This window comes from Actinomadura oligospora ATCC 43269 (genome assembly GCF_000518265.1).
GTDB lineage: Bacteria > Actinomycetota > Actinomycetes > Streptosporangiales > Streptosporangiaceae > Spirillospora > Spirillospora oligospora.
Genome location: NZ_JADG01000010.1, coordinates 63,241 through 83,698, shown reverse-complemented (window position 1 = coordinate 83,698; position 20,458 = coordinate 63,241). Strand labels below are relative to the sequence as shown.

15 protein-coding genes and 1 pseudogene are annotated in these 20,458 nt (G+C 72.0%); 6 read left to right on the top strand and 10 right to left on the bottom strand.

Annotation, left to right across the window (positions count from 1 at the left end):
• Window positions 1-5: 5 nt before the first annotated feature.
• The gene (locus P696_RS45980; RefSeq protein WP_051467748.1) at window positions 6-2,852 is read right to left on the bottom strand and encodes an AfsR/SARP family transcriptional regulator; all 2,847 of its coding nucleotides are present in this window, start codon (window positions 2,850-2,852) and stop codon (window positions 6-8) included.
• A 423-nt stretch (window positions 2,853-3,275) separates the two neighbouring features.
• On the opposite strand from P696_RS45980, the gene P696_RS45975 reads away from it, so the two are divergent.
• The gene (locus P696_RS45975) at window positions 3,276-4,343 is read left to right on the top strand and encodes a cytochrome P450 (protein WP_170026487.1); all 1,068 of its coding nucleotides are present in this window, start codon (window positions 3,276-3,278) and stop codon (window positions 4,341-4,343) included.
• On the top strand, window positions 4,340-5,362 hold the full coding sequence (locus tag P696_RS52500; protein ID WP_051467746.1) for an SAM-dependent methyltransferase: 1,023 nt from the start codon (window positions 4,340-4,342) through the stop codon (window positions 5,360-5,362). The genes P696_RS45975 and P696_RS52500 overlap by 4 nt, the downstream gene beginning before the upstream one ends.
• Window positions 5,363-5,397: 35 nt before the next feature.
• Here P696_RS52500 and P696_RS52495 read toward each other — a convergent pair whose 3' ends face one another.
• Window positions 5,398-6,288, bottom strand: a complete 891-nt coding sequence (locus P696_RS52495; RefSeq protein WP_051467745.1) for a hypothetical protein — start codon at window positions 6,286-6,288, stop codon at window positions 5,398-5,400.
• Window positions 6,289-6,897: 609 nt separating this feature from the next.
• Here P696_RS52495 and P696_RS0116425 point away from each other — a divergent pair.
• Together P696_RS0116425 and P696_RS0116420 are read left to right on the top strand one after the other, a co-directional pair.
• Window positions 6,898-8,748 (top strand): hypothetical protein, encoded by a 1,851-nt coding sequence (locus tag P696_RS0116425; RefSeq protein ID WP_026413196.1) that lies wholly within the window; start codon window positions 6,898-6,900, stop codon window positions 8,746-8,748.
• 210 nt (window positions 8,749-8,958) lie between these two features.
• On the top strand, window positions 8,959-9,930 hold the full coding sequence (locus P696_RS0116420) for an ArsR/SmtB family transcription factor (RefSeq protein ID WP_211245770.1): 972 nt from the start codon (window positions 8,959-8,961) through the stop codon (window positions 9,928-9,930).
• Window positions 9,931-10,012: 82 nt separating this feature from the next.
• Here P696_RS0116420 and P696_RS0116415 read toward each other — a convergent pair whose 3' ends face one another.
• Together P696_RS0116415 and P696_RS45960 are read right to left on the bottom strand one after the other, a co-directional pair.
• Window positions 10,013-10,504 carry a hypothetical protein gene (locus P696_RS0116415; protein ID WP_051467744.1) on the bottom strand — a complete coding sequence of 164 codons (492 nt, stop codon included), beginning with the start codon at window positions 10,502-10,504 and terminating at the stop codon, window positions 10,013-10,015.
• Window positions 10,505-10,821: 317 nt separating this feature from the next.
• Window positions 10,822-11,308, bottom strand: a pseudogene (locus P696_RS45960) (aminoglycoside phosphotransferase family protein); the annotation flags it as partial.
• 148 nt (window positions 11,309-11,456) lie between these two features.
• On the opposite strand from P696_RS45960, the gene P696_RS57445 reads away from it, so the two are divergent.
• On the top strand, window positions 11,457-11,759 hold the full coding sequence (locus tag P696_RS57445) for a TetR/AcrR family transcriptional regulator (protein WP_211245769.1): 303 nt from the start codon (window positions 11,457-11,459) through the stop codon (window positions 11,757-11,759).
• A 636-nt stretch (window positions 11,760-12,395) separates the two neighbouring features.
• On the opposite strand, the gene P696_RS0116400 is transcribed toward P696_RS57445, so the two are convergent.
• From P696_RS0116400 to P696_RS0116385, 4 genes are all read right to left on the bottom strand, one after another.
• Complete coding sequence (locus tag P696_RS0116400) at window positions 12,396-12,716, bottom strand: histone-like nucleoid-structuring protein Lsr2 (RefSeq protein WP_026413192.1); 321 nt, start codon at window positions 12,714-12,716, stop codon at window positions 12,396-12,398.
• Between the two features lie 14 nt (window positions 12,717-12,730).
• Window positions 12,731-13,093, bottom strand: a complete 363-nt coding sequence (locus P696_RS0116395; protein ID WP_026413191.1) for a histone-like nucleoid-structuring protein Lsr2 — start codon at window positions 13,091-13,093, stop codon at window positions 12,731-12,733.
• Window positions 13,094-13,663: 570 nt separating this feature from the next.
• Window positions 13,664-14,749, bottom strand: coding sequence for a hypothetical protein (locus P696_RS52490; protein WP_051467743.1), 1,086 nt, complete (start codon window positions 14,747-14,749; stop codon window positions 13,664-13,666).
• Window positions 14,750-15,385: 636 nt separating this feature from the next.
• Window positions 15,386-16,363, bottom strand: coding sequence for an ArsR/SmtB family transcription factor (locus P696_RS0116385; protein WP_026413190.1), 978 nt, complete (start codon window positions 16,361-16,363; stop codon window positions 15,386-15,388).
• A gap of 56 nt (window positions 16,364-16,419) precedes the next feature.
• On the opposite strand from P696_RS0116385, the gene P696_RS0116380 reads away from it, so the two are divergent.
• Window positions 16,420-17,352, top strand: coding sequence for an EamA family transporter (locus P696_RS0116380; protein ID WP_026413189.1), 933 nt, complete (start codon window positions 16,420-16,422; stop codon window positions 17,350-17,352).
• 15 nt (window positions 17,353-17,367) lie between these two features.
• Here P696_RS0116380 and P696_RS45945 read toward each other — a convergent pair whose 3' ends face one another.
• A complete protein-coding gene (locus P696_RS45945; RefSeq protein ID WP_245627693.1) occupies window positions 17,368-19,068 on the bottom strand; it encodes an FAD-dependent oxidoreductase in 1,701 nt (566 codons plus the stop codon).
• A gap of 373 nt (window positions 19,069-19,441) precedes the next feature.
• Window positions 19,442-20,401 (bottom strand): MBL fold metallo-hydrolase, encoded by a 960-nt coding sequence (locus P696_RS0116370; protein ID WP_026413188.1) that lies wholly within the window; start codon window positions 20,399-20,401, stop codon window positions 19,442-19,444.
• Between the last annotated feature and the right edge of the window lie 57 nt (window positions 20,402-20,458).

Sequence of the window (20,458 nt, the reverse complement as noted above, 5' to 3'; positions counted from 1 at the left end):
GGCCCTCAGTTGCGCGTCGCCTTCTCGGCGCGGAGGGCGTCGAGGCTTTCGGTGAGGCGTTCGCGGCAGGCGGCTTCGGCGGCCACGGCCTGTTGCGAGGCGAACAGGTCGATGGCCAGCCGGAGCCGCGCGACGGCCTGCGCGTGCTGGCCCATGCCCTGGTGCGCGTACCCCCACTGCTCGTGGAAGTACGCCGCGCCGAGGACGTGGTCGATGCTGCGGGTGAGCGCGAGGCCCTCCTCGCAGAGCGCCGGGACGCGGTCGGGGCGTCCGGCCTCGTCGTAGATCCGGACGAGGCTGAACAGCGCGATGCCCTGGTAGGCGGGTTCGCCCAGCTCACGGCCTATCGCGAGGGCCCGTTCGGCGGACGCGACGGCGCGCGCGTGGTCGCCGAGCTTGCTCAGGGCGAGGCCGAGCACGCGCAGGCAGCTCAGCTCGGCGTGCCGTTCGCCCGTCCGCTCGGCGAGCGCCAGGCCGCGCTCGGCGTCCCGGACGGCCTCCTCGGGACGGTCGAGGGCCTGGCGGCAGAAGGCGCGCAGGCCGAGCACGCGCGACAGGTCGCGGTGGTTCTCCACCTGTTCGAACACCTCGGCCGCCTCGTCCACCAGCGGAAGCGCGTCAGCGGGCCGGGACTGGTCGCCCGCCAGGACGGCCGCGCTCCGGAACCGGGCGTAGGCGGCGGTCTCGGGGTCCCCGGCGTCGGTCGCGGCGCGCGCGACCAGCCGCCACAGGTACTCCACCTCGAAGTGCTTGCGGTGCAGGTGGGAGTGCGCGGCGAGGCGCATGACGATCCCGGTCGCGAGCCGGTGCCGGTTCGCGACGCAGGCGACCTCCACGATCGTCCGCAGGTTGGCCATCTCGCTGTCGATCCACGCCGCCGGGTCGGGCGCGACGAGCCGTCCGACGAGGTCGGCGCCGACCATGGTGCGCTGCCGGAACCGCGCCGGGGCCGGGAAGTAGGGGTCGCGCGGGGCGCGGTCGTCGGCGGCGTCCACGAGCTCCAGCCAGGCGACGATCAGCCGCTCCAGCGCGGGTTCGGTGTCGGGGTCGCCGCGCAGCAGCTCGGACGCGAACTCGCGCAGCAGGTCGTGCATGCGGTACCGCGGCTGGCCGAGCCGGTCCACGCCGCAGGCGGTGAGCAGGCAGCGGTCCACCAGCTCCGACAGCACCTCGCCCGCGTCGGAGGTCTCGAGCAGGACGTCCGCGACCCACGGCGCGAACGGATGCGGGCCCGCGAGGGCGAGCGTCCGGAACGCCCGCCGCATCGGCTCGTCCAGCGCGGCGTAGGCGTGCTCGATGTTCGTCCGGACGGCGGTGTCGCCCGCGACCATCTGGTCGAGGCGTCCGGGACCGTCCAGCAGGCCCGCCAGGTGCGACAGCGGCCACGCCGGACGCGCCGCCAGCCGCGCCCCCGCGATCCGCAGCGCGAGCGGGAACCCGTCGCAGGCCGCCACGATCGCGTCCGCGGCGGGACGTTCGCGGGCGACCCGCTCCGGCCCGATGATCTGGCCGAGCAGCTCCACCGCCTCGGCGGGCGACATCGGCCGGACGTCCACGATCCGCGCGCCGTCCAGCCCGAGGTGCCGGGACCGGCCGGTGACCAGCAGCGCGCTGCCCGGTTCGCCCGGCAGCAGCGGCCGGACCTGCGCCGCGTCCGCCGCGTCGTCGGCGAAGACCAGCACCCGCCGCCCGGCCAGCCGCGACCGGTAGAGCGCGGCGCGGCCGTCCAGGGTGTCGGGCATGTCCGCGTTCTGGACGCCGAGGGCCCGGAGCACCTCCCCCAGCACCGGGACGATCTCGCGCGGCACCATCGACGCCCCGGCGAGCTGGATGTGGATCTGGCCGTCGGGGAACACGTCCTCGGCCCGGTGCGCCGCGTGCAGCGCCAGCGCCGTCTTCCCGATCCCCGGCGGGCCCGTGACGTGCACGATCGGCGGGACGGACGCGGTCGCGGCCGTGCGGAGCAGGTCCTCGACCGCGTCACGGTCGTCGCCGTGCCCGGTGAAGTCGCGCAGGTCGGGCGGAAGCTGGCGCAGCGGCGACGGCTCCCGGACGGACCCCGCGGACGTCCTGTCGGTCTCGTCGGCGTCCTCGGACCGGATCCGCTCGGCCAGCTGGCGCAGGGCCCTGCCCGGTTCGCTCCCGGTCGCGGCCATGATCGCCGCGCGGGTCCGGTCGTAGCAGCGCAGCGCCTCCGCCTTCCGCCCGGACCGGTGCAGCGCCAGCAGCAGCGCCGCCGAGAACGACTCGTTCAGCGGATCGTCGTCCAGCCAGGTGCGCAGGTCGGGGACCAGGTCCCGGTGGCGGCCGAGCGTGAGCAGCGTCTCCGCCGCCTCCTCCCGGACGCGCCGCCGCTCCCCCAGCAGCCCGGCCCGGACGCCCGCCAGCGACGGCGTCTCGGGCAGGTCCTCCAGCACCGGCTCGCGCCACAGGGCCAGCGCCCGGCCGAACAGGTCCGCGGCGTCCTCCCTGCTCCGCTCCGCCTCGGCGACCTCGCCGGTGGCGCTCGCGCGGGCCAGCGCCTCGCGGGCGCGGGCGGCGAGATCCCGGAAGACCACCAGGTCGAAGGTGTCACCGGGGCGCGGGACGAGCCGGTACCCGCCGTGGCCGAGCGGCAGCCGGTCCCGGGTCAGCGCGCGGCGGACACCGCTCAGGCACGTCTTGACCGCCCCCGCGCCGCGTCCGGGCGCGTCGTCGCCCCACAGCAGCTCCCCCAGCGCCCGCGCCGACACCGGACGGCCCGCCCGCACCGCCAGCACGCAGAGCGCGGCTCGCTGAAGCGGCTGCGACGGCTCGACCCGCGCGCCGTCGTCGGCCGTCACCTCCAGCGGCCCGAGCATCCGGATCTCCACCGTTCTCCCTCCGTCCCGATCATGGTGGCGCACGTCCGGCGAAGGGGTGAAACGGGGCATGGCCGAATTCGGCCACGGTCAAATCGAGTCAAGATCCTGGTCCGAAGCCGGAGGGCTCCTGCCTGCGCCGTCACGATCCGCTACCCGGACCGCCCACCGCGATCGACACCGCGTGATCGCCCCCGCGCTGACCTTCGGCTGACCTCCGCCCCCTACGCTCCTCCCACGGACGATGATCCAGGTGGCGGGCTGCCGGACGGAGGTGACCGGTTGAGCGAGTCCGACTCCCCGCCATGCCCACCCCCCACCAGTTCGTCCGCCACCGCCCCAGACCACGCCAAACCAAGCCGTGCGGGCCGTGCCGGGGCAGGGCCTGTCGGGACGGTCGTGCGGGTGGAGTTGGCGGACGGGGCGTCCGGGTGGATGGCTACGGGGTGGGAGGAGGCCCGGCGCGTCCTCGCCGACCCGGTGTTCAGCCGCGCTCGTGCGGTCGGCCGGGCGCCTGGAGCGCACCGGCGCGAGACCTTCCTCATCGACATGGATCCGCCCGACCACCAGCGGATCCGGCGGCTGGTGGTGCCCGCGTTCACGCACCGGCGCGTCCAGCGGCTCGCGCCCCGGGTGGACGGTCTGGCCCGCGACCTCGTCGCCGCCATGGCCGCCGCCGGTCCCCCGGCCGACCTGGTGCGGGACCTGGCGCTGCCGCTCCCGATCACCGTCATCGGCGAGCTCCTCGGCGTCCCGCCGCAGGACCGCGACCGTTTCCAGGGCTGGTCGGACGCGTTCCTGTCCAGCACCGCGTACTCCCGCGAGGAGATCGAGGCCGCGCACGCCCACCTGGACGGCTACCTCTCCGAACTCATCGCCGCGCGCCGGGACGAACCGTCCGACGACCTCCTGTCCGAGCTCGTCCGCGCGCGCGACGAGGACGGCGGCCTGACCGAGCCCGAACTCGTGAACCTCGGAGTGGGCCTCCTCGTCGCCGGATACGAGACGACCGCGAACCAGCTCACCAACTTCGTGTTCACGCTGCTCACCAGGCGGGACCTCTGGGACCGGCTCGTCGCCGCACCCGCGCTACTCCCCACCGCCGTGGACGAGTTGCTGCGCTGCGTCCCGCTGGGCACAGAAACGGGCATGCCGCGCGTGGCCGTCCGGGACGTGGAACTCGGGGGCGTCCTCGTGCGCGCAGGGGAGACCGTCTACGCGGCGCGTCCCCTCGCCAACAAGGACGCGACGGTCTTCGACGATCCCGAACGGATCGTCCTTGACCGTCCTGAGAACCCGCATATGGCGTTCGGGCACGGAATCCATCACTGCCTGGGCGCCCATCTCGCCCGGCTGGAACTCGGGGCGTCCCTCGGGGCATTGATCGCGCGACTGCCGTCGGCGCGGATCGGCGTTCCCCGGGCGGAGCTGCAATGGAAGACGGGGCTGAGCGTGCGGGGGCTGCACGCGCTGCCCCTGACCTGGGAGGACGACACGCGATGAGCAACGGGGGCGTGCTCGGGCTGGCCGGGCCCGCACGGGTCTACGACTGCCTGCTGGGCGGCAAGGACAACTACGCCGTCGACCGCGAGCTGGTCCGGGAGCTGCTGCGGATCGAACCGGGCCTGGTCGACGCCGCGCGCGCGAACCGCGCGTTCGTCCGCCGCGCCGTCCGTGAACTGGCGGGCCTCGGCCTGCGCCAGTTCCTCGACATCGGCTGCGGCCTGCCGACCAACGACAACGTCCACCAGATCGCGTCCCGCCACATGCCGGGCGCCCGCGTCCTGTACGTCGACCAGGACCCGCTCGTCCTCGTCCACGCCCGCGCCCTCCTCGTGGACGACGGTGACGTCGCCGCCCTCCAGGCCGACCTCCGCAAACCCGAGGACCTCGTCGCCCAGGCCCTCGACCACGGCCTCCTCGACCCGTCCGAACCGATCGGCGTCCTCGTCACGTCCGTCCTGCACCACCTGACGGACGCCGACGACCCCTGGCACACCGTCCGAACACTGACCGCCGCCCTCCCACCCGGCAGCGTCCTCGTCATCTCCCACCTGACGAACACCCCCACAGAACCCGCCCCGGGAACGCCCACCCCGCCGGACACACCACCCCTCGCAGCGCCGCCGCCACCTGCGGGAATCCCGCTCCTGACCGAACCACCGCCTCCGCTGGAACAGTCACTCTCCCGCGCTGCGTCAACCCCAGCAGGCCCTCGCACGGCAGGCTCATCCGCAGAGGACCCATCCCCGGAAGGCGCATCTGCGGAAGGCGCATCCGCGGCCACCGGCTCCGTTGCCGCCGACGCCTCCGTCTCGGCAGCCGTGGCGGCCCGTTACACGGAGGGCTGCTCGCTTCCGCTGGTGCCGCGCGACCCGGCCGCCATCCTGAGCCTCCTGGACGGTCTGGAACTCCTCTCCCCAGGCTTCGTCCCCGTGGAGGACTGGCGCCCAGAGATCTCCGCCGGAACCCCCTCCGAGCCGTCCCTCTACCTGGCAGCCGCCGCCACGATCCCCCACTGACAGCGGCCAGGCTCTCCGCCTCCGACAGCGGCTCCTTAATACCCCTCAGGTGCGTCGAGCTCGTCCTCGGTGCGTTCGAGGCCGAGGCGGGCGGTCAGGTCGAGCAGGGCCCGGGGCGTGCGGCCCGTGAGGAGGATGCCGCCGCCGTGGCCCTGGGCGAGATGGACGAGCACGTCCGGGCCGCCGCGGACGATCCCGTCCTGTTCGAGTTCGCGCCACGGCTCGAAGCCGAGCGCGGGCAGTTCGGCCTCGATCCTGGCGACCAGCTCGGCGCCGTCGCCGTCGCCGACGACGTCCTCCTCGTCGATCGGCGTCGACCAGCCGAGCGTGCGGGGCAGCCGCTGGACGGCCAGCTGGAGGAAGAACTCCGAGACCGACCGCGCCTGGAGGACCCACTCGCCCTCACTGGTGCCCTCGCCCCCGGCGACGCTGACCAGCACGCGCGGGTCGGGCTCGTGCGCCTCGGCGGCCGGGTACCCCCACTCGTTGCAGGCCTGGTACTCGACCATGAACACGCAGACGCGGTGGTCGGCGTCCGGCGCGACCAGGTCCGAGTCGTCCGGGATCGGGCCCATGCTCTCGCCATGGCCGGGCGGCTCGGCGTTGGCGGTCGGGGGGTACACGGGGTGCGTCCAGTAGAGGCCGGCGTCGTGGGTGAAGGAGTTGAACGGCAGCTCCCACCACTCGTCCAGGGCCGCCGGAACGGGCAGGGCGAGATCGACGCCCTCGAACCCGTCGACGCCGGTCCTTCCGCCCAGCGCGAGTGCGTACTTCTCGTGCCTGTCCTCGGACAAGCGCTTCCGGCGGGCCGAGCCCGGCCTGACCGCGTAGCCCCACTCCTCGTGGAACTCGCGCAGGACGTCCCAGCGGTTCGCCGCGGCCTTCAGCCGGTCCGCGAACACCCCGTAGTCGACGATCTCCGCCACGCGGGCATCGTAGGGGACGATCCGACATACCGCCCCCGTCGGCCCATCAGCCAGCCCTGAGACACGACCCGGCGGAAGGCGGGGAAGGACGGGGCGGATCCGGCGAAGCGGTGGCGAAGATCAACTTTCGCTCACTACGCTTTCAGCCCGAAACGGGCTTTTCATGCGCCCTCCAGGACGCCCCAACGGGAGCATCTCATCGACATCGACCAGCGCGCGTTCTCCCTCCTGTTCGCGTCCTCCGACCTGGCCGACTGGCGTCCCCTGCTCGCGTCCACCGCCGACTGCTTCGGCGAGTCGCTGTCGTACGGACCGCTGCCCGCGCGGCTGGTCGAGACGCTTCTGGAGGACGGGCGCTCCGCATGCCTCGCTCGCCTTGCGGACAACGAGGAGGTCGTCGGAGCCGATATCAGCCTGCAGATCCGCCTCGCCGCGACCGGCCGCCCGAACGCCGCCCACACCGTCGGTGACCGCTGGTGGTCGCTGCGCGGCGGGCGCGACGCGCTGGCCGCCCCGCACCCGGACGACGACTGGACGCAACCCCACGGCGTCCTGGACCAACTGCAGAGCAGTCCGGTCTCCCGCCGCCGCGCCCTGGTGGTGTGCCCGGTGGGACGCTCGGCACGATCGACGCTCAACGACATCGCCTCCTCGCTCACCCGCGCCGAACAGCTGCGCGGGCTGCTCACCGTCCATGACCACGACGGCGGCCTGGCGCAGTTGGGCCAACTGGACCAGAGCAACCTCCGTCCAGCGGTCACCGCCGTCCTACGCACCGTGCTGGCCACCGAGGACGTCACGGTGTTGCGCGAGGCGGTGGCCATCGCCGAGGGCACCGACGGGCTGGTCGAGGAGCTCCACGAGTGCGAGACGCCAGAGGACGCCCTGGCCATGCTGGAACTGCGTGACCACATCGACTGGGAAGTCCTCGGCCACGCGCACACCGACCGTCCATTCCACGACCCTGGACTACAGGCGCTGGCGACGCGCACCGACTGCCCCACGGACCTACGTCCAAGTGCAGCCTCCAAGGCGAGGCTCGCTGCCCAGGCCGTCGGGTACGGATCCGGGCTGCCCGCATTGGTCGCCAAGCACCTCGGCGACGACGTGGAGGCCTGGCGGACGGTCCGCACCCGCCTCCCACGCTTCCGCGGGGACATCGCGGACCTGCTGGCAGAAGCCGAAAACGCCACCACCACGTCCAAAAAGCGCACCAAGGCGACGGACGCGGGCTGGCCGGGAGCGGGCGACCTGCCCGCGTGGGACAGCGTCGCGTCCGTCTCGGGGACGCGCGCGAAGTTCCTCGCCCTCCTGGACTCCGCGACCGTCGAGACGCAGCTACTCCTGCTGAAGCACCTGGACGACCGCACGGTCGGCGATCTGTTCGGCCAGGGCACCTGGCATGACGCCTGGCTCGACTTCGCGAAGCGCGCCAGGCAGAAGCGGTACCGGTTCGCGCTGGCGCAGCGGCCCTCGCTCACCACCGAGGCGATCGAGTCGCTCATGGACCTGGACGACCCGGCGCTCAACGCCCGGCTCTTCCTGCGGACCGGCACGACGGGCCCCCAGCGGGAACGACTGCTGTCGGGACGGCTGACCAAGGAGCTGATCGAGCGCCTCGTGAAGCGTGAGGGCGGCTTCCGCGCCCGTGACGCCGTCAACTGCTCCGACGAGCGGCTCCGCAGGCACATCCTGAGCATGGTGCGCGTGCGCGGTATCACCCCGCAGCTGCGCCTGATGCTCAACCTGTGGGAACGCGAGGGCCACGCCGCGGTGCGCGGACTCCTCGACGACGAGCCGTTGGGACGGAACTTCTCCCGCAAGGTCATCCGCCAGGAGGTCCGGCGGCCCATCACCAAGCTTCTCGCCGAATCGGACGACGCCCGCGCACTGGAGGAGCTTCGCGCCACCGTCACCGCGGGCGAGACCGCCGAGGCCCAGATCGACCTCCTCCGCACGCGCTCCACCCACCCCTCGGCGGAGGTGTTCCGCGAGGCGCACCTGTGGCACTGGGACGCCCTCATCGCCGAGCACGCACGGGAGCCGCTCGGCACGGTCGTCCTGCTCGGCCTGGCCGAGATCCCCGAATGCCCGCAGCCGATCCGGGACGAGGCCGACCGTCACCGGTGGCAGTGGATCGACTCCACCGGTTCCCTCATCGAAGGCCGGACGCCGGAGGAGATCCTCGGCGGCAACCCAGCAGGCTGGTGGCTGCAAGGCGCCGTCGACACGGGCGCGGTGACCTGGGACCAGGTGGTCGCCCTCGCGTCCCCGGCCAGGAAGGTGCTGAACGCCATGACCGGACCGGACGCGGTGGCGGCGCTCGCCCCGCTCGTCCGCGAACACCTCGACCCCGCCCGCGACGCCTGGGTTCTCGCCCTGCGCATGCTCCCGAATTTCCCCGGCACCGTAACCAACCTCCTCCGCACCGCCGCCACAGCAGCATCTCCCCCCGGCTAGGCCCTGACCACACCCAAGCCTGTCCTCTCTGTCCGGCGACCTCGCCGAAAGGGGAGGCCAGGCCGCAGCGCCCGATCATCGCCGTTGAGGACGTCCGCGTCGACCGTTTGCGGTCAATTCAAAGCCGCAAGCCATCTGCCCTGCCAAAACTTTGAATAATAGCCATGCAGGACATTTGCCGATCGACGGGCTGTCATGATTCGCATATGGATGACGCCGGACGATGTCGCGCGGACGCGAATCCTGCCGACGCCCCAGCCGCTGTGTGAGCTCGCCGCCAGCCTGATGGAGCGTCGGTGGCCCGCGCCCGAGCGGGGCCGACCCCCGAGACATCCCTTGGCGCGCCGCGTGCCCGTCCAGGAGACCCGCCTGCTCCTCGAACTGACACCGGACGGACGTCGCTACCCCCGCTTCCTCTCCCCCACCCGCGGTTTCTCCTCCTTCGAGGAGAGCCTCGACACCGTGCTCGGCACCCCGGCGGAACAGGTGCGGGCGGACCTGGAGATCTCGCTCGGCGGGCGGAGGCCGAACCCGTGGCTACGCGGGCTGGCGGCGGGTGACCGCGAGGCGCGACACCGACTCGATCAGGCCCTTCGGCGGTACTACCGAGATTGCGTCGTCCCGGACCTCGGCGCATTGGCGGCGTCCGGCCGCGCCAACGCCGCCGAACTCGTGCAGGCCATGGGCGAGAACGGCCTCGCCGACGTCTTCAGGTTGCTCCGTCCCTGGATGCACTGGAGCAGCCCGGTGCTCACCGTCATGACGAGGACCGACCGGGATCTGCGGCCGGGCGGGAAAGGCATCGTCCTCATTCCCTCGGTCTTCTCCGCCCACCCTTTCTGGGAGATCTGGGACGACGCGATCACGATTTCCTACCCCGTGCGGACGGCACTGGACGCGGCGTCCCCACAGGCCGGCGACTCGTCGGAGCCGCTGGCCGCGCTGCTCGGCCGCACCCGCGCCGCGATCCTCCGGGCGGCCGAGGACGGCGCCGGCACCGGGGCGCTGGCGGCCATGGTCGGCATCAGCGCCCCTTCCGCGTCACAGCACGCGAAGGCTCTCCGCAACGCGGGCCTTCTCCTGACCGTCCGGGTCGGAAAGGCCGTCCAGCACACCGCGACGCCGCTGGGCCGATCGCTACTCGCCTCCACCAGGCCGACCGGGGCACCCATACAGGCGTAGCGGGCCACAACACCGCCTTGCCAATGAGAATGGCCTGGCCCCGGTCGGTGATGACCGGGGCCAGGCCTTGTCAGGCGCGAATTCAGCAGTTCTTGATGAACCAGACCGACGTCCAGTCGTACTGGTGCATGGCGCCACCGTCAGGGGTGAAGGATTTCAGCGCGTTGCCGGTCCGGCCGTAGAAGGTCGACCGAACACCACCGGTCTGAGCGTCCTGGTAGGCGCCCCCACCGACCCAGTTCGACAGTGCGTAGGTGCTGCACTTGAAGAGGTTGAAGATCAACCAGGTCGACGTGGTCGAGTCCCAGGCCCAGGCGCAGAGGGTTCCGCTGGGACAGGTGTACGCGCCGAACGGTCCCACGCGCTTCGTGGATACCGCAGGTGAGATCGACGGAGCGACACCGGCCACCTGGACGCCGCTCGGTGCGGGCGGCGCGACGATGGCGTGGCCGCCCGCCCGGCTCATGGAGGGTGTGGCCGCCTGAGCCGCCCCGGACACGGCGAGGGTGGCCATCAGGGCCCCCAGCACCGCGCCGAGCCAGGCGATCGCGTGGAGCCTTCGCGTGATGTTCACGATGACGATCCCTTCCTCATGCTCACGGACTTCTGAGGCCGACAGCCGCCGCGACGCTCCCTTTCCGCACTCATTCGACGCAGCGCTTCACAATGAAGCCGCCTTGAGGATCGCTGTCGACAATGAGCAATGTAAAATCGAGAAAGAACCTCACGCCATCATTTTCATCCCGACCAAATTGTCGCGACGACCACCACGTCGCACACGGTCGGTTCTGCCGAGGTCCCGCGGCGGCGTTCGTCGATGAGCCGAGCTGCTGATGGCCGAGTGCGACGACCGTGACCGGCGCGACGCCACCCTCGACACGCGAGCCCCTGTCACCGGCACAGCCGGGCCGTGGCGATGGCGACCTGGGCGGGTTCCAGCGTCGCCTTGCCGTCTTCGAGGTCCCACAGAGCGTTCTGCGGCACGCAGCCGAGCGTCCAGCCGGTCGCTCGTTCGCGGTCCAGGCCGAGGATCTCGGTCAGCAGGCCGAAGCGCCGGAGCACCGCGCGAGTCACGTCACCGGTCGCCTCCACCTCATCCCACCGATTGTCCAGCGCGGGCAGCAACTCGAATCCCGGGTCGCCGGCCAGCGGTTTCGGGATCGATCGCCAGCCAGGGCTCCCGCTCTCCGGCAAGGACGTTGTCGTAGTGCAAATCCCAGTGCAGAAGGCGGTCGCCAGGTTCACCCGTCAGCTCGGCCACGGCGGACGCACAGGTGCGCACCAGTCGCCGCTCGGCGGGGTCGCGCAACACCGGCACCGCCCGCGGGGCCTGGTCGAGCATGGCGGAGGCAATGTCGGACAGCAACCCGGGAAGTCCAGCCGCGGTAGAGCCAGGGGGCGCGGCGCCCCGTCGCCAGGTGCCCCGGACCAACGCCTCGAACTAAATGGGCCGAACACGGTACGCGCCGATGGCCACGCCCACGATCGTGCAGGGCTCGCTGCCGTGATTGCGCCAGGCGTGGCGGATGCCGTTCTGGCCGCGACGCGCCGCGGTCGCGGTCGAACCGCTGCCGCGAACGCTCGGCGTGACCAAGGGCAGTTTCTACGCGCACTACCGGAATCGGGACGAACTGATCGCCGCGGCACTCGCGGAGTGGGCGCGGAACCACGGCGAGGACGGACTCGCCGCGATTGCCGATCCGGCACTGCGGTTGCGCGAGTTGCTGACCGTCGTCGTGCAGTCCGTCCAGCCGCTGGCGCCGTCGGTGCGCCTGAGCCTGCTCGGCGACCGCAACGACCCACGGGTCGGGACGCGGTCGGCCGGGTGAACCGGGCCCGGCCAGAACTCCTGACCCGCGCCTACCCGCGAGCTCGGCCTGCCCCCGGACCGGGCGGCGTCTCGGGCACGGGCCGCCTACGCGGCCATCCTCGGGCCGCTGCACCTGGCACGAACCGGTCCGGACGCGCCACACTCCGCCGCACTCGCCGACGAGGCGGCTGCGACCTTCCCGCTGCCAAAACGGACGCCCCCGGCTGAGGCCGATCCTGCGGGGAGTCCGCTCCGGACGTCACCGGCGGCACGTCGCTCCGAGCGATGTCGACACGGGTGAATCCACAGAAGCAAGGTGAGCCCGTTGTACACAGAAGCGACACGGACGCATCGCGGGGACACGGCGCGAGACCGCTGCGCGCGGAAGAGACGCGGGGCGTTCAGGACCGGGTGGCGCGGGTTGTCGCGCCTGGGCGTTGCGGAGCGGATTGGAGGGGGCTCCGGCACTCGGACTCGGGCGGGAGTGGTGGCTCCGGCTCAAGAGCCCTTGCCTTGATGGAGGGGGTACGGGTCGGGATGTGGGGTGGTGCGGCTTTCGCGGGGAGCCGTGGCGTCCCTGGTGGCTTCGCGCCGTACCGCCTAATTCGCGGGCGCAGGGACTGAATCGGGCCGAAGGGGGCCCGATGGGGCAGTGCTAGTGGGTGGCGTTGTACTGTTCGATCACCTTGGCCGGAATGCGGCCGCGGTCGTTCACCGGGATGCCGTTCTGCTTGGCCCATTCCCGGATTTCTGCGCTCTGCTCACGGTTGCCCGCGCTGCGCGACGGCTTCGCCGGTCGGCGGGCCGCCTTACGGGCGTTCGCCACGAACGGCTCGAACCGCTCGCGCAGTTTCGCGGCGTTCGCAGCGTTCAGGTCGATCTCGTATCCGACGCCGTCAAGCGCGAAGGACACGGTCTCCTCGGCGTCGCCGCCGTCGAGGTCGTCGGTCATGACGACGATGGTCTTCTGTGCCACGGGGACTCCCTGCGTTACGCGTCTGGGCTGGCTTCGGGGTGCGCCTGGACGAACGCCTCGTAGGCGGCATCGGGCAGCGCTCCCTGGTCCGGGACCTCTAGGCCCTCGTTCTTGGCCCACGTGCGGACGTCGGCGTTGGTGAAACCCTTGAGCTTCACCGGGCTTTTCCGGGGCTTGCGCGAGCGCCCCGCCTGCTTCACCTCACGCGACTTCTCGACATAGCGGGTCAGCGTGTCGAGGGTCTCACGCAGCCGCACGTCGTTCTCGTCGGACAGGTCAATGGTGAAAATCCGCCCCAGGATCTCGAAGTCGCGCTTGCGGACATCCTCGCCCTCGCCGCCATCGAGATCGTCTACCAAGATGACCTTCTCAGCCATGCGTTCCTTTCTGATTCCAGCGCCCTTTACGGTAGCGGACTTTCGCACCTCATCGCTCAACACACGAACGCGTCGAACAAGCGTTTTCCCGTTCGGGGGTCCGAAGCCCCCTGTAGGCGGCCCCGAAGCCCTCGGCGGGAGTCTTCGAGATGTCGTCGAGGACGTCCGCGAAAGCGCGCGCGGCGGGGTGCGCGCACGTCTTCGGAGGACGGGGGCAGAACCGGGAACCCTTGCGGTTCAAGGCGTTTGGGACGTGGCGCGTCCCGGCGTCCCCCTTCGAACGCACCGGCGGGCGACTGCTGATTCCCCGCCTCCCGGACGCGGGAGAACACGACCCGCCGGAAGGACATCGCGCCTGCCCAGAGCCCGCGCGAACCCCCGGTCGGCGACCTCGGAACGACTCTTTTCCCTAACGCAGAGTGACAGGAATCCGACCATCAAGGTCTTTGAGATGTGACCATGAAGACAGAGCGTCCGCTGGTCACGGGCGGCGGGATGCAAGCAGGACCGGACCACGGTCCGCGTCGCCGACCGGAGTCCATGGCCAAGGCCGCCAGGTCCGCGCCCAGGTCACCGCCCGCCGGCGGCCTCGTCCGAAGCCGGGTCGGTGGACGTATCCATGACCGAATTCGTCGCCAGTTCGGTAGCCGAATCCGTGACCGGGTCGGTGGCCGACACCAGGCCGGTGTCGACGGCGGACGCGATGCGGTCGCGGAGGACGGCTTCGGCTCGGCGGGCGTCGGACTCGAGCCGGTCGATCACCTCGACGGCGAGGGTGTCACGGACGGTCCCGGCAACAAGATCGCGGTAGCGGGCGTTCTGTTCGGGCAGGTCGCGGAGGACACGCCACTCGTGGAACGCCTCGTCGGCGGCGTGCGCGGAGCGCGCGTAGGACTCCAGGGCCTCGATCCGTTCGGTGATCGAACGCACCGAAAGGTCCAAGGCGTGGCGCTGGGGTTCCAGCAGCGCGCGGACGGGGGCGGAGAGGCGGTCGGGCTGCTGGGCACGGCGTTCGCGGCGGAGCCGGGTGTGTTCGGCCAGGGCGGACGCGATGGCCCATTCCTGGCGCGGAAGTTCGGTCGCGTTGTCGATGGCGTCCAGGAGCCCGGCGGCCTGGGCCTGTGAGCCCAGGACCGCGTCGACGGCGCGCTGCGCACGTACCAGGAGCCGGGCCGCGGGACGGTCGAAATCGGCGGGAAGCAGGTAGCGGCCGTGATGTTCACGCGCGGCCCGGGCAGCCTCAGGTTCGCGCAGGTGGCGGAGGGCCCCGACCGTCCACCCGGCGAATCCGGCCGTGGCGAGGGCGGCGGCCGCCTCGGGCTGGCCGAGAAGGAGCAGCGACACCTGGACGATCGGGACCGCCAGCATCGCGAGAACGGCGCCGCGTCCCCACCGCAGGGCACCGCTGAGCAGGTCGTCCTCGTCCAGGGACGCGAGGAAGAACAGCCGGATCCAGCCGCCGGGCAGCACGCCGTAGAAGAACGCGAAGACCGGGATCCAGATGATCCGCGCGACGATCGTGGCCGGACTCAGCCGAGGCTGCGGCGGGGCGGGCAGGCTCGCGGCCACGAGGCGTTCCGGAGCGGCGGCGAGCGACTCCCGGTCCTCCGCCGGGAGGGAGGGGTCGAAGACGGGCCGGGGGCGGTCGTCGGTCATGGCAACTCCCACCGCGTCGAGGCAGTACGTCCGGTGGCCCCTCCGTGCTATCACGGCTGACGCGAACGCATCCAGCGCCCGACCAGATCCCACCCCACCCGCACACCCCGCCCCACCGAAATCCACAACACCCACACACTCTCCCCACCCCCTCAACACCACCCGCAACGCCTGCACGTCTCACCCCAGCGCCCCCAACACCCCCACGCCGCGCCCCCTCGAGAGACCCGCGCCCACCGACCCAACAAACCCGCCACACGCGCACACACGCCCCACCCCGACAGGCCCGCGCACTTCGCGCCACCACCCCAACGAACCCCGCAGCACACACATGCGCGCCCCCACCCCGCCGAGCCCCACAAAGCCCACACAGCCGTCCCACCAGCTCCGACAGCCCCGCGGCACCTCCAACCCCTCACCTCACCCGCTCCGCCGAAATCCGCGACACGCAATGCTCGCCCTTACCCCGCGGCTCGCGACGCTCGCACATCTCGCGCTCGCCGGCTCCGGCTGGTCCGCGTCACCTGCGCGCTTCGCCTCACCGGGTGCGGCGAGACCCGCGATGCGGGGGTGCTCGTTCCACCTGTCCTGACCGGCAGCGACGGCCACGGGGGGTCGTTCCGGGGGCGTCGACGGCTAGGACGGGGGCTGGAGGAGGTGGTCGCCCAGCGTTGTGCGTGCGTACAGGACTGAGCGGCCCGTTCGGGAGCGGGTGACCAACCCGGCGTCGTGGAGGACGGCGAGGTGCTGGGAGACCGCGCCCGGTGTGACGCCGAGGCGGCGGGCGAGGTCGGTGGTGGTCGCGGGGCCGTCCAGGCAGGCCAGGAGGGTCGCCTTGGGACGTCCGATGAGGTCGGTCAGGACGCCGGGACGTACCGGGGGCGTGGTTTCCCAGACCGTCGCGATGCCGCGGGCCGGATAGGACACGAGGGGTGGTTCGTCCGCGCCCAGGGGAAGTCCGGGTGTTCGAAGGAACACGGCGGGCATCAGGACCAGGCCGCGACCCGTGATCGGAATCCGAAGCTCGGTGTGCGGATAGCTGAGGTCGAGGCTCAGTTTCCCGGCTCGCCAGCGAATGGCGGGATGCAGGTCGGCGAACAAGAGGCGGGCGCCGCCGCGGGCGAGCCGCTGCGCGCGGTAGAGCAGATCCGCTTCGAGGACGCCGCGCATGCGTGGCCAGTGCGGGGCCAGGACGGCGTCCCAGTACGCGGCGAGCAGGTCGGCGAGGCGGTCGCGGAACCGGGCGGGACGGTCGAGCTCGGCGGCCAGGACGGCGGGCGCGGGCCGTCCCTGGAGCGCGACGTGGACGTCGGCGGCGATCTTGTCCGGCGGGACGCGCCTGACCCGGTCGAGTTCGGCGGCGAAGTCGGGCAGCGGGTCGTCCGGGCGGGCGGTGAGGAAGTCCGGGACGGCGCGATGCGTGCCGACCAGCGCCAGGAGCAGCCTGATGTCCAGATCGCCGAGCTCCCCGGCGGCGGATCGCAGCCAGGGCAGTTGCAGCGCGTAGTAGTGCGGGAGCAGCCAGACGCGCAGGCTCAGCGCCGCCTCGGCGAGCGGGGAGATGACGAAGCGCGTGTCGGCGAGGTCCTCGACGTCCAGGCGGAGTTCGATCATTTAGGCCCAGTCTAAAAGGCTGCCCCGATCGGACGGTCCGCGCTGGGGTGTGGGGCATGACCACAGCGCTGGCAGTGATTTTCGCCGGGGTGCTCCACGCGACATGGAACGCGATCGCCAAGGGCGCCTCGGACCGCTGGGCGTCGTTCGCCCTGATCGGAATCGGACAGGCCGTACTGATCGTCCCTTTGCTGGGCCTCGTCCCCGTTCCGGCGGCGTCGGCCTGGCCCTGGCTGCTCGGCTCGGTCGTGCTGCACCTGATCTACATGGGCCTGCTGCTCACGTCGTACCAGCTGGGGGACTTCAGCCAGGTGTATCCGCTCGCCCGTGGAAGCGCCCCCTTGATCGTCGCGCTGGTGGCCGCGACGGCCCTGGGCGAGAGCCTCACCTGGCTCCAGTTCGGCGGCGTGGCCGCCATCTGCGCCGGCCTGGGCGTCCTGGCCTTCGCCCCCAACACCACCTCCGCCTCTGCAATCGCGACCGAGGGCACGGCCGAGGTGGGGGACGTGGGTTTGGCCGGAGGTGGGACTACGGGCGAGGCCCGAGGTGTCGGGCGCGTGCGGGATCGGCGCGCGGTGGGGGCGGCGTTGACGACCGGTGTGTCCATTGCCGCGTACACGGTGCTGGACGGGGTCGGGGTGCGGGCGGCTCACGGGGCGTCCGGGTACTCGGCGTGGCTGTTCGCTTTGGAGGCGCCGTTGACGGTCGGGATCGTCCTGGCGCTGCGCGGTCGGCGGTCGCTGTCAGGACTGCCCGTCCGGACGTGGGCGATGGGCCTGACGGGCGGTGTCCTGGCCATGGCCGGGTACGGGATCGTGCTGTGGGCGCAGACGCGGGGCGCGCTCGCGGCCGTCGCGGCGCTGCGCGAGACCGGCGTCATCGCGGGCGCGGTGATCGGGGCGGTGTTCTTCGCCGAACGCATGGGCGCACGCCGCATCGCCGCGGCCTGCGTGGTCGCGGCGGGCGTCGTCCTGATCACGGGAACCTAGGCGGGAGAAGCGGGGTCAGAGGTCGTGGCCGAGGGCTTTGCGGACGGCGGCGGCGACGGCTTCGGGTGTGGGGTTCTGGAGGGTGGCGGCGATGTGGGCGTCGGGGCGGACGACCCACAGCTCGCCCGGACGCAGATCGGGCAGCGCCTCCCTGACCGCGGTCGGTTCCGGGCAGGTGACGGGCGCGGCGGTCGCCTTCTCGGCCGCGGCCAGGAGTTCGAGGTACGGCAGGGACGGGTCCGCCAACAGGGTGATTCCACCGCGCAGGAGCTGCCGCAGCCGCGCGGGCCGTCCACCCACACGCCCTGGGGTCGGTACACGCGGAGTTGGGGCCGTCGGCGGCGGGGCGTTCTGGATGAGCGGGACGGCGGCGGGCGGGAGCGGTGCGTCCGGAACGATCCTGCCGGGGGCCACGGCCGGTGCGGTTCCGCGTGCTGGACGGCCCGTACCCCCCGGACGGGTCGGATCCGGGACGGTCAGGGGCGAGTGGTCGTACCAGAACGGCTCGGCGAAACGTCCGGAATCGATCTCGTTCGCGCTCGTCGGATCGGCGGACGCGCGTTCGAGCACTTCTGCCCGATGCGCGCGCTGCTCGGGCGTGGACGGCGCGAGGAAGCGCATGGTCGTCGCGGTGACGTCCAGGTTCTCCAGGGCGGCGGCGCGGCGTTCGGCGTCGTAGGTGTCGAGGATCGCCGGCGGGGACCATCCGCGCACCGCGAAGGCGACCTTCCAGGCGGCGTTCTCGGCGTCCGGAACGCCGGAGTTGAGGCCCCGCGCGCCGAACGGCGCGTACACGTGCGCGGCGTCCCCGGCGAGGACGACGCGTCCCACGGCCATCCGGGACGCGACGCGCGAATGGAACCGGTACTCCGTCGCCCAAAGCACCTCGTAGGGCTGATCCCCGACGACCTGCCGGATGCGGGCGTCGAGGCGTCCGTCGGCACGTTCGGCTTCGAGGTCGAAATCGGGCGGTACCTGCCAGTCGATCCGGTACACCGAGTCGGGACAGGGGTGGATGAGCACCTGCCGCCCGGGGTTCCACGGCGGGTCGAAATGGAAGTGCCGCTCGGTTTCCCTGCCTGGCCAGTCGGTTCGCAGGTCGACGATGAGGAAGCGGTCGCCTCCGTCCTCTCCCGGAAACGTGACGCCGAGCGCATCGCGCAGCAGATCGGAGTGCCCGCCCGAGCACACCACCGCATAAGACCCGTGCACAACCTCGCCGCCCACGCGCGACGCGTCCGAGCCCCCGGACGCTCCGGACACGCAGTGTGCGGTGACGCCGGACGGGTCCTGGTCGAGGCCGGTGACCCCGTGGTCCCAGAGGATCGTGATGTGCGGATCGGCGTCGGCGAGCTCCTGCAGCACCTCTTCGGTGCGGCTCTGCGAGATGTTGACGAAGGGCGGCAGCGGCCCGGTGGCGCCGAAGCGCCATGAGGTCACCTCGCGTCCGCGGTGGAAGACGCGGCCGGTCGTCCAGGTCAGGCCCTCGTCGGTGATCGTGTCCGCGCCCACGGACGACCAGATGTCCAGAACATCACGCTGCTGGCAGATCGATCGCGACCCGATCGCCGTCCGTCCAGGGCGGCTTTCCAGCACGACGACCCGCAGCCCCCACCGCGCGAGCAGCAGCGCCGTGGTCAACCCCACGGGCCCCGCCCCCACGACCAGGACGGGCGCGACCGGCTCCATCCCCGCCGCGTCCCCGTGACCAGCCACCCCGGTCTCAGCCCCCTCCGACGCGATTCCAGACTCGGACGACACGACCTCACCCCCGCCCATCCCAGACAATCCCCCACTCACCCCAGACACGGCACCTTTCAGCACGGACGCCGCACCTCCCTACACACCTGCAACCCCGCCTGGCAAAGACCTGCCCCCGCCCGACGCAGACGTACCCCCACCCGCCACGAACGCTGCGCCCCAGCACGGACGCACCGCCACCCGCCACAGACGCAGGCCCGCGGGACGTGGTGCGAACCTGGCGAAAGGCGCAGACCCGGTGGACGTGGGTGCGGTGGGGCTCGGTGTGGCGGGTGGTCGTCGGGCGTGGGCGCGGCTCGGGGCGGGGCGGTGGGGTGTGGGCATGGGGTCAGTCCTGGAGTTCGGACCAGACCTGGCGGTCGCGTTCCGCGGTCCAGATGCGAGGGCGTTCGATGCCGTCCAGTTCGTCCCAGAGGCGGGAGACGTCGAAGGGGAGGCAGTGTTCGAAGATCGGCCAGCCGCCGTAGGACGGTTCGAGCGCGGTGTGGACGGCGGTGAACGCGTCGCGCAGGGTCCCGCCGCGTTTGCGCACGTCACGGACCTCACGGAGCATCGTCTCCAGGAAGTCGCGGGTCTGGCCGATCGCCGCGCGCACGGACTCCCGTCCGTGCGCGACGGCGCCGCGTCCGCCGATCAGGGCGTCCGCGCCGAACGAGGCGACGCGGTCGAGGGTCGCTCCGGCCCAGTCGCGGTGGAAGGCGTCGCCGGTGTAGAGGGCCGCCTGGGTCTCGACCAGGTCGCCCGCGAACAGGACGCGGTGCCGGGGCAGCCAGGCGACGATGTCGCCCTCGGTGTGCCCGCGTCCGCAGTACCGGAGAACCAGTTCGCCCCGGTCCCCGCCGAGGTCGATCGTCATGCTGTCGGAGAAGGTGGTGGTGGGCCAGGTCAGGCCGGGGATGCTCGCCGGGTCCTTGAAGAGCCGGGGCATCCGGCCGAACTCCGACTCCCAGTCCTGCTTGCCACGCTCGGCGATCAGGTCCCTGGTCTTGTCGTGCGCGATGATCGAGGTCGTTCCGAAAGCGCTCGCGCCGAGCGTCCGGACGGCGTGGTAGTGCGAGAGGACGAGGTGCCTGATCGGTTTGTCGGTGTGCGCTCGGAGCACCATCAACCAGTCGCGGGCGGCCGTGGGGGTGGCGAGCGCCTCGAAGCAGACCACGAAGTCCTCGCCCTCGACCGCCCCGACGTTCGGGTCGCCTTCGGCGGTCAGCGCGTACACACCGTCCGCGAGGATCTCCAGGGTCTGGGTCTTGGCGGACATGTCGGCGGACGACGCGAACGGCTTGGGCATCGTTGCCCCTCGCTCTCTTCTGGGCGCACGGCAGGGGAGGACGGCCTCCGGCGGGAC